A 9,064-nucleotide genomic window follows, 5' to 3' on the forward strand; every position below is an offset into this window, starting at 1 on the left:
CCGCCGGTTATCCCCGCCGGTGCGGGATACCGCTTCTCCTGAAAGGCTTTGACCACAAGTCGCTTTTTTGCAAATATTGTCGGCACATGCGAGCAAATTACCCAAAACAAAGAAAGTTGTCCCTTGACTATTCCAGTTATTTTGCCTATAATTAGATTTGAAATCGCAAAATCGAGACAATTTTAAATTCTCATTTTTGCGACTTATCGCAAAAATGAGACGATTTTTTGACCGGAGAGGAGACCCCCGCGTGAGGTGTGAAGAATTTGGTTTTGAAAATTTGCGGAAGGCTTTAAACCATATGAAGGGGACCCTGTTGATTTGTGACCGGGACCGCAATGTAGTGTACTACAATGACGTGGTCTGTTCGGCGCTGAATATCCCGGCCGAACGGTTGGACGGCGCAAATCTGATGGATTTGGCGGAGGAGGGTTATATCCTCAACTCAGCCAGCATCCAGGCCTTTGAAACCAAGCAGCTGAGCATTAAATACGTCCAGGGCAAGATGAAGGTTCCCATTCTGACGGTCTCAAACCCGGTCCTGGACGAGGACGGCGAGGTGGCGCTGGTAGTAGCCATCAGCTTTAATGAGCAGATTACCGAGCTGGTCACCCGTGAGATGATGGAGTCGCGGATCAAATCCACCCAGCTTCTGGACCTGCTGTCCGCCCAGGTGTCGGCCAACACTGTGGTCATTGCGGAGAGCGCGGCCATGAAGAGCATTCTGACCTTTTTAAGCCGGATTGCCGCCATGGACAGCACGGTTCTGCTCACCGGAGAGACCGGTACGGGCAAGGAGGTCCTGGCCAAATACATCCACAACCAGAGCGCTCGCAGCGGCGGAGTCTTTGTCCCGGTCAACTGTGCGGCCATCCCGGAAAGCCTGATGGAATCAGAGTTTTTCGGCTACGCCAAGGGGGCCTTTACCGGCGCCAACCGTGACGGCAAGGCCGGCGTATTTGAACTGGCCGACGGCGGCACCATCTTTCTGGATGAGATTGGGGAAATGCCCATCCTGATCCAGGCAAAGTTCCTTCGGGTCATTGAAACGGGTGAGGTGACCCGGCTGGGCTCGGAGAGCAGCAAAAAGGTGAACTTCCGGCTGGTGGCGGCCACCAACCGAAATCTGGAGGAAATGTGCGCCCAAGGGCTGTTCCGCAGCGATCTCTACTACCGTCTGAACATTCTCTCCGTAGAGATCCCGCCCCTGCGGGAGCGGAGGGACGACATCGTGCCGCTGGCCCGTTTCTTTCTCAATTTGTTTAATAAAAAGTATAATAAGACCAAAATACTGTCTTATTCGGCCATTAAATGGCTGGAACATTACCGCTGGCCGGGCAATGTCCGGGAGCTACGCAACGTCATTGAGCGGCTGTTTATCACCTCCTCCACGGACATTCTGGATTTCGAAAGCGGGTATAACGTTCTGCCCTCAGCCGGATCTGAGCCGCTGGCGGGGCCAGCGGCTCCGGGCCGTACAGGTCCGGAGCCGGCACAGGAGGGCTCCTCCCTGCACGACGCCGTGGAGGCCTATGAAAAGCAGCTGATTCTGGAGACCTTGGATGCCTGCGGCGGCAGCGTCTCCAAGGCGGCCGGAAAGCTGCGCCTGCACAAATCCGTGCTGTACCGCAAGCTGGAAAAATACCGCAGTCAGGCAGCCATTACCCTGCCGGCGCGATAAAAGCGAACAGGGAAAACGGGAGCTTCGGCGGATGCCGGGGCTCCCAATTTTTGTGGGTTGGCACACGATTTGCTTATCTCTTAGGCAGACCGGTAAACCAACTTTCCAAAAAACAAAATGGAGGTAACATCATGAAAACAGGACAAGAGTATAGGGACAGCCTGCGCACCCGCAACATCAAGGTGTACATCAAGGGACAGCTCCTGGACAGCAAGGACGTGATCGACCACCCCTTTATCAAGGGTCATGTCAACTCTGCCGCCATGACCTATGAACTGGCGCAGGATCCCCAGTTTGAGGACCTGATGACCGCTACTTCCCACCTGACCGGAAAGAAGATCAACCGTTTTACCCATATCCACCAGAGTGTAGATGATTTGGTTAAAAAAGTCAAGATGCTTCGTATGATCTCCCTCAATACTGGCACATGTTACCAAAGATGTGTGGGATTCGACGCGGTCAACGCGGTATACAGCGTTACCTTCGAGATGGACCAGAAGCTGGGCACCAACTACCATGAGCGGCTGAAGAAGTACCTGCTGCGCTGGCAGGAGGAGGACCTGATGGTGGCCGGCGCCATGACCGACCCCAAGGGCGACCGCAGCCTGCGCCCCTCCCAGCAGGCGGACCCCGACATGTTCGTGCATGTGGTCAAGAAGGACGACAAGGGCATCTATCTCCGCGGCGCCAAGGCCCATATGACCGGCATGGTCAACTCCCACGAGATGCTCATCATGCCCACCTCCGGCTACGGCGAAGAGGACAAGGACTACGCAGTCTGCTGCGCCCTGCCTGTGGATGCCCCCGGCGTGTTCCATATCTTTGGCCGTCAAACCAATGACGACCGCAAGATGGGCGGCGAGATCGACCAGGGCAACGCCCGCTACGGCGTAGTCGGCGGCGAGTGCCTAACCATTCTGGAAGACGTATTTGTTCCTTGGGACAACGTATTTATGTGCGGCGAGTATCAGTTTTCCGGCATGCTGGTAGAGCGTTTTGCCTGCTATCACCGCCAGAACTACGGCGCCTGCAAGGGCGGTGTGTCCGACATCGTCATTGGCGCGGCTGCCACTGTGGCCGACATGAGCGGCTACGGAAAGGCCACTCACATCAAGGATAAGCTCAACGAGATGATTCACCTGGCCGAGACGGTCTACTGCTGCGCTATCGCCTGCTCTGCTGAGGGTAAGCCCACCGCCGCGGGCAACTACTATGTGGATCCGCTGCTGGCCAACGTTGGCAAGCACAACATCACCAAGATCATTTACGAAATCGACCGGCTGGCTCAGGACGTGGGCGGCGGCATCCTGGCTACCCTGCCCTCCGAGGAAGATTTCCGCAGCCCCGAGATCGGCAAGTATGTAGAGAAGTACATGCGCGGCGTAGCCTCTGTGCCCACTGAAGACCGCATGAGGATGATCCGCCTGCTGGAAGTGATGACCGGCGGCGTGGCGCTGGTGGAATCCATGCACGGCGCAGGTTCTCCTCAGGCTCAGAAGATTATGTACTCCAAGCTCTCCGGCCTGGAGAACAAGAAGAAGGCAGCCATGAAGATCGCCGGCGTGGACCCCAGCAAGTATACAAAGTAAGAAGGCCCCTGCATTGAGAGTAGGCGTAAAGTTCTGCGGCCACTGTGCCCCCCGCATGGATATGGTGCAGCTGTGTGAGGCACTTCGCCTCCAGGCACCCGAACTGGGCTTCCACTATTTTGTCCAAGACCCGGAGGCAGACGTGCTGTTGATCCTTAACGCCTGTCAGGCCGAATGTGCCAGCCGTCCCACCTTTCAGGGGCCGGTAATCTGGGTCTCCCCCGGCACAGTCGATCATTGGCCCACCCCTCCCGAGGAGCTGTGCAGCAGCATCCTCAGGCGAATTCAAGAAGTGAGCGGATCCGGCTGAGTCGGGGCGGCGTCAAACGCAACCAGGGCGGAGGAATTGTCAGCGGGCGGTTCCTCCGCCTTTTGCAACAGTCAAGGGAAGGAGATATTATCATGCGGGAATCGATTGAGCGGGCCCTAGACCAATACGCCCGTCCAGCCCTGCGGGAACACTGCGGTGAGGTGGAAGTAACCCGCATCGAGGGGGACACCGTTTATGTCCGTCTTCTGGGCCAGTGTGCTGGTTGTGCCTCCGCCTACTACACGGTGGAAGCGGTGCTGGAAAAGCCCCTGCGGGAGCATGTGCCTGGTGTGGAGCACGTTGTGCTGGACACCTATGACAGGGACTTTTATCAATATGCCAGGCAGCTGCTGCGCGACCAGGCGCAGACATAGACCCCTGCAGGTTCTTATAACAGGAAAGGAGTGTATTTATGAGCAAAATCGTGAGTATGGACACCGCGCTGGATCTCATCCAGGATAACGCCGTGATCGCCTCTTCCGGCTTTGTGATGGCCGGGACTGCTGAATCCATTTTAAAAGCCCTAGGTGAGCGTTATGAGAAAACAGGTCATCCCAAAAATCTCACCGGCGTGTTTTGCGCCAGTCAGGGCGATGGGGCCGGCTTAGGCTATGACCACCTGGCCAAGGACGGACTTCTGGGCAAGGTAATCGGCGGACATTTCGGTCTTACGCCCGCGCTGGGTAAATACATGGCAGACAATAAGTGCATGGCCTACAACTATCCGCTGGGCGTGATGGCGGCCCTGTTCCGGAACGCCATCCAGCAACGCTCCGGCGAGATGACTAAGGTGGGCCTGAAGACTTTTGTGGATCCCCGTCTGGAGGGCGGTCGGATCAACGCCGTCACCACGGAGGACCTGGTCCAGGTCGTAAAGTTCCAAGGTGAGGAATGGCTCTGGTATCCCACGCCCAAGTTTGATATCGCGATCCTCCGGGGCACCGCCGCCGATGAGGATGGCAATATCACCCTTGAGCATGAGCCGGTCCGTCTGGATCTGCTCTCCATCGCCATGGCTGTCAAGGCCTGCGGCGGCAAAGTCATTTTCCAGGTCAAGCACACCATCCGTTCTGGAAGCCTGACCGCCGACCAGGTAGAGATCCCCGGCACCTTTGTGGACGCTGTGGTGATCTCCCCCAATCCTATGGATGAGCACCGGCAGGTCAAAACCTGTTTCTACGACCCCAGCATGTCCGGCCACATCAACGTTCCAGTGGATTCCATTCCCCCTCTGCCCCTGGACGTACGTAAGGTCATGGCCCGCCGGGCCGCCATGGAACTCAGCCCCAATGCCGTGGTCAACCTGGGGATCGGTGTGCCTGAGGGCGTAGCGGTGGTGGCTGCTGAGGAGGGCTTCGGCGACCAGCTGACCCTGACCACCGAGAGTGGTATTCTCGGCGGCGTTCCCTGTGGAGGCGGCGCCTTCGGCGCAGGCCAAAATGCCCAGGGCGTGCTGGACATGCGCACCATGTTTGACTTCTACGACGGCGGCGGTCTGGATATGACGGTATTGGGCTTAGCTGAGGTCAATGCCAAGGGCGACATCAACGTTGGCCGTTTCGGTCCCAAGAACCCTGGCTGCGGCGGTTTTATCAACATCTCCCAGAACACCCACAAGGCGGTCTTCTGCGGCTCCTTCACTGCGGGCGGTCTGGAGGTGGAAATCGGCGGCGGCGCGCTCCACATTCTGAAGGAGGGGCGCAACCGTAAATTCGTCTCCCAGGTGCAGCAGGTGACTTACAGCGGCGAGTACGGCTCCTCCATCGGTCAGGACGTGACCTATGTGACCGAGCGAGCCGTGTTTAAGCTCACCCGGGAGGGCCTGATGCTCACCGAGGTGGCCCCCGGCATCAACCTGCAGAAGGATGTGCTGGACCAGATGGGCTTTGAGCCCATTCTCTCGAAGAATCTGGGTCTCATGGACCCCCGCATTTTCACAGACGCCAAAATGGGTCTGACCATCTGACCAAAATTTCTACATTTTCGAGAAAGGAAACGATATGATATGAAAGACGTTGTCATTGTCAGCGCATGCCGCACCCCTATCGGAAAATTCAACGGCGCCCTGGCCCAGGTCAGCGCCCGGGAGCTGGCCATTCTGGCCGGCAAGGAGGCCATCCGCCGCGCCGGCCTCTCCCCCGACCAAGTGGAGGAGATCGCCATGGGTCAGCTCTACACCGCCATGCAGGGCTCCCTGCCCGCCCGGCAGGTAAGCATGCGCATCGGCCTGCCCGCCTCCAGCAACGCGGTCAGCCTGAACCAGAACTGCGCCTCCGGCATGCGCGCGCTGGAGGTGGTGTGCAACGACATCGCCCTGGGCAAGACGGAGATCGCCCTGGCCGTGGGCGTGGAGAGCATGACCAACGCCCCCTACCTGCTGCCCAAGGCCCGCCAGGGCTACCGCATGGGCCCCGGCACCATCGAGGACTCCATGCTCCACGACGGCCTGGTGGACGAATTGTCCGGCGGCCACATGGGCGTGACCGCGGAGAACGTGGCCAAGCGCTACGGCATCACCCGCCAGGAGTGCGACGAGCTGGCCCTGCTGAGCCACAACCGGGCCTGCCGGGCCATTGACGAGGGCAAATTCAAGGAAGAGATCATCCCGGTGGAGATCAAGACGAAGCGGGGCGTCACCGTGGTGGACACCGATGAGCACCCCATCCGCGGCGCCAGCCTGGAGAGCATGGCCAAGCTGCCCCCCGCCTTTATCAAGGATGGCGTGGTTACCGCGGCCAACGCCTCCGGCATCAACGACGCGGCCGCCGCCGTGGTGGTCATGTCCCGGGAGAAGGCCGACGCGCTGGGCATTCCGCCCATGGCCAGGATGCTGTACATCTGCGGCGAGGGCGTGGAGGCCGAGGTCATGGGACTGGGTCCGGCGGTGGCCATTCCCAAATGTCTGAAAGCAGTCGGTATGACTGCGGACGATGTGGACTACTGGGAGATCAACGAGGCTTTTGCCGCCCAGTTTATCGGCGTGGAGCGCAAGCTGGAGCAGGACTTCGGCATCAGGCTGGACCGCGGCAAGGTCAATGTCAACGGCTCCGGCATCTCCCTGGGGCACCCGGTGGGCTGCACCGCCCTGCGCATCATCGTCACCCTGCTCTACGAGATGAAGCGGGCAGGTCACAAAATCGGCTGCGCCTCCCTGTGCGTGGGCGGCGGCCCCGCCATGGCCTCCCTGTGGGAAGCGGTCTAGGCCGCCTGAATCCCAGCCCGCGATAAAAGAAAGTGAGGATTTGTATGAACATCTTAATCTGCATCAAACAAGTGCCGGACACGACGGAGATCCGGATCGATCCGGTGAAGAACACACTGATCCGGGACGGGGTGCCAAGCATCCTCAACCCGTTTGACGGGTACGCGCTGGAGGCGGCGGCGCGGATCAAGGATAAAAATCCGGATACAAAGATCGTAGTGGTGAGCATGGGCCCGCCCCAGGCCAGCGCGGTGCTGAAGGAAGCGCTGGCCATCGCGGCGGACAGGGCGTACCTGGTGTCCGGGCGGACCTTCGGCGGGTCGGACACCCTGGCCACCAGCTACATTCTCTCCAACGCGGTGAAGAAAATTGAGGAGCAGGAGGGCAAGTTTGACGCCATCTTCTGCGGCAAGCAGGCCATTGACGGGGACACGGCGCAGGTGGGCCCCGAGCTGGCGGAGCACCTGGGTCTGCCCCAGGTGACCTATGGTCTGGAGGCGGAGCTGGACGGCGACATGCTGAAGGTGAAGAAGGAAGTGGAGGAGGGTGCGGAGATCATCGGCATCCGCCTGCCCTGCCTGGTGACCTTCACCAAGCCCGCGTGGGACCCCCGCTACCCGTCCATCAAGCGGAAAATGGCGGCCAACAAGGCGGAGATCCCCGTGCTGGGGGACGACGCGTTCCCGGAGATCGACACGGCCCGCATCGGCCTGAAGGGCTCTCCCACCCATGTAAAGAAGACGTTTGTGCCCCAAAAGAAGCAGGGGGGCATCAAGATTCAGGAAGCCACCAACGAGGACTCCGCCCGAAAGCTGTTCAGCGTTCTGAGCGAAGCCGGCGTCATCTGAGGGAGGGAGAACGGACATGGAAGCCAAGACGAAAGACCTTTGGGTATTTGTAGAGACCAATGAGGACGGCAGCGCCAAGAACGTGGGTCTGGAGCTGCTCACCCCCGGCAAAGAGATGGCGGCCAAGCAGGGCGGCGCCCTGGCGGCGGTAGTCATCGGCCGCGGCGTGGACGCGGCAGTGGACGCCGCCAACGCCCACGGCGCGGAGAAGATTATCGTGGTGGACGGCCCCGAATATCAGCACTACACCACCGACGCCTACGCCATCGCCCTGTGCGCCCTGGTGGAGAAGTACGGCCCCACCAGCATGCTCATCGGCGCCACCAACAACGGCCGCGACCTGGGCCCCCGCGTCTCCTGCCGCCTGCACACCGGCCTGACCGCCGACTGCACCGCCCTGGACATCGACGCGGAGAGCGGCAACGTGGCCTGGACCCGCCCCGCCTTCGGCGGCAACCTGATGGCCACCATCCTCTGCCCCGACCACCGGCCCCAGATCGGCACCGTCCGCCCCGGCGTGTTCAAAAAGAGCGCCCCCGGGGAGGGCACGGCCGAGATCATCAGGGAGGACATCCGCGTCCCCGCCGAACAGATCCGCACCCAGGTGCTGGAGCTGATTGAGGAGCTGGGCAGCGAGAAGGTGGACCTGGAGGGCGCTGAAATCATCGTCTCCGGCGGCCGCGGCGTGGGCGGCCCCGAGGGCTTTGCCCCCATCCGGGAGCTGGCCGAAGTCCTGGGCGCCACCGTGGGCGCCTCCCGCGCGGCTGTAGACTCCGGCTGGATCCCACACGCCCACCAGGTCGGCCAGACCGGCAAGACCGTGGGGCCCAAACTTTACATCGCCTGCGGCATCTCCGGCGCCATTCAGCATCTGGCCGGTATGTCCGGCTCCGACGTGGTCGTCGCCATCAATAAGGACCCGGACGCCCCCATTTTCGACGTGGCCGACTACGGGCTCGTCGGCAACCTCTTCGAAGTCATCCCCGTCCTTGTCCAGGAGATTAAAAAGGCTAGAGCCTGACGGGACAAGGTCCTCACCACACAGAAGGAGGCAATCCTATGGTATTCGTCAATCTGGAACGGCAAGGCCGCGTGGGAATTATCACCATCAACCGTCCGGAGGCCCTCAACGCCCTTAACAGCGCAGTGCTTCAGGATCTGGAGACGGCCATTGACGCCGCCGCCCAGGACAGTGGAATTGATGTAATCATTCTGACAGGCGCGGGGCGCTCTTTTGTGGCCGGCGCCGACATTGGACAGATGATCTCCTACTCCTCCTATGAGGGGAAGCAGTGGGGGGTCTACGGCGGCGAATTGTTCCTCAAGCTGGAGAATATGAGCAAGCCCGTGATTGCGGCGGTGAACGGCTTTGCCCTGGGCGGCGGCTGCGAGCTGGCCATGTCCTGCGACATCCGGCTGGCCTCTGAGAAGGCC

The 9,064-nt window shown here is 60.2% G+C and carries 9 protein-coding genes; all 9 read left to right on the top strand.

What is annotated here, in order from left to right:
- The first annotated feature begins 301 nt into the window (after nt 1–301).
- Nucleotides 302–1,681 (top strand): sigma-54 interaction domain-containing protein, encoded by a 1,380-nt coding sequence (locus H9Q75_RS11390; protein ID WP_186567192.1) that lies wholly within the window; start codon nt 302–304, stop codon nt 1,679–1,681.
- A gap of 131 nt (nt 1,682–1,812) precedes the next feature.
- The gene (locus tag H9Q75_RS11395; RefSeq protein WP_186567194.1) at nt 1,813–3,270 is read left to right on the top strand and encodes a 4-hydroxyphenylacetate 3-hydroxylase family protein; all 1,458 of its coding nucleotides are present in this window, start codon (nt 1,813–1,815) and stop codon (nt 3,268–3,270) included.
- A 13-nt stretch (nt 3,271–3,283) separates the two neighbouring features.
- Nucleotides 3,284–3,580, top strand: coding sequence for a hypothetical protein (locus tag H9Q75_RS11400; RefSeq protein ID WP_186567196.1), 297 nt, complete (start codon nt 3,284–3,286; stop codon nt 3,578–3,580).
- Nucleotides 3,581–3,672: 92 nt separating this feature from the next.
- Entirely contained in the window at nt 3,673–3,954 is a 282-nt protein-coding gene (locus H9Q75_RS11405; RefSeq protein WP_186567198.1) for a NifU family protein, read from the top strand.
- A gap of 38 nt (nt 3,955–3,992) precedes the next feature.
- Nucleotides 3,993–5,546 carry an acyl CoA:acetate/3-ketoacid CoA transferase gene (locus H9Q75_RS11410; RefSeq protein WP_186567200.1) on the top strand — a complete coding sequence of 518 codons (1,554 nt, stop codon included), beginning with the start codon at nt 3,993–3,995 and terminating at the stop codon, nt 5,544–5,546.
- A 39-nt stretch (nt 5,547–5,585) separates the two neighbouring features.
- Nucleotides 5,586–6,782: a thiolase family protein gene (locus tag H9Q75_RS11415; RefSeq protein ID WP_186567202.1), complete on the top strand. Its 1,197-nt coding sequence runs from the start codon at nt 5,586–5,588 to the stop codon at nt 6,780–6,782.
- A 44-nt stretch (nt 6,783–6,826) separates the two neighbouring features.
- Nucleotides 6,827–7,630, top strand: coding sequence for an electron transfer flavoprotein subunit beta/FixA family protein (locus H9Q75_RS11420; RefSeq protein ID WP_186567204.1), 804 nt, complete (start codon nt 6,827–6,829; stop codon nt 7,628–7,630).
- A gap of 16 nt (nt 7,631–7,646) precedes the next feature.
- Nucleotides 7,647–8,651, top strand: a complete 1,005-nt coding sequence (locus H9Q75_RS11425) for an electron transfer flavoprotein subunit alpha/FixB family protein (protein WP_186567206.1) — start codon at nt 7,647–7,649, stop codon at nt 8,649–8,651.
- Nucleotides 8,652–8,689: 38 nt separating this feature from the next.
- A partial coding sequence (locus H9Q75_RS11430; protein ID WP_186567208.1) for an enoyl-CoA hydratase-related protein occupies nt 8,690–9,064 on the top strand: 375 nt, incomplete at its 3' end.

The sequence above is a fragment of the Lawsonibacter celer genome (assembly GCF_014281125.1).
Lineage (GTDB): Bacteria > Bacillota > Clostridia > Oscillospirales > Oscillospiraceae > Lawsonibacter_B > Lawsonibacter_B celer.

Bases quoted from the DNA above. Each gene is read 5' to 3' on its own strand.
- H9Q75_RS11395 (WP_186567194.1), top strand. From the start codon at position 1,813: ATGAAAACAGGACAAGAGTATAGGGACAGCCTGCGCACCCGCAACATC.
- H9Q75_RS11390 (WP_186567192.1), top strand. From the start codon at position 302: ATGAAGGGGACCCTGTTGATTTGTGACCGGGACCGCAATGTAGTGTAC.
- H9Q75_RS11410 (WP_186567200.1), top strand. From the start codon at position 3,993: ATGAGCAAAATCGTGAGTATGGACACCGCGCTGGATCTCATCCAGGAT.
- H9Q75_RS11405 (WP_186567198.1), top strand. From the start codon at position 3,673: ATGCGGGAATCGATTGAGCGGGCCCTAGACCAATACGCCCGTCCAGCC.
- H9Q75_RS11425 (WP_186567206.1), top strand. From the start codon at position 7,647: ATGGAAGCCAAGACGAAAGACCTTTGGGTATTTGTAGAGACCAATGAG.
- H9Q75_RS11415 (WP_186567202.1), top strand. From the start codon at position 5,586: ATGAAAGACGTTGTCATTGTCAGCGCATGCCGCACCCCTATCGGAAAA.
- H9Q75_RS11420 (WP_186567204.1), top strand. From the start codon at position 6,827: ATGAACATCTTAATCTGCATCAAACAAGTGCCGGACACGACGGAGATC.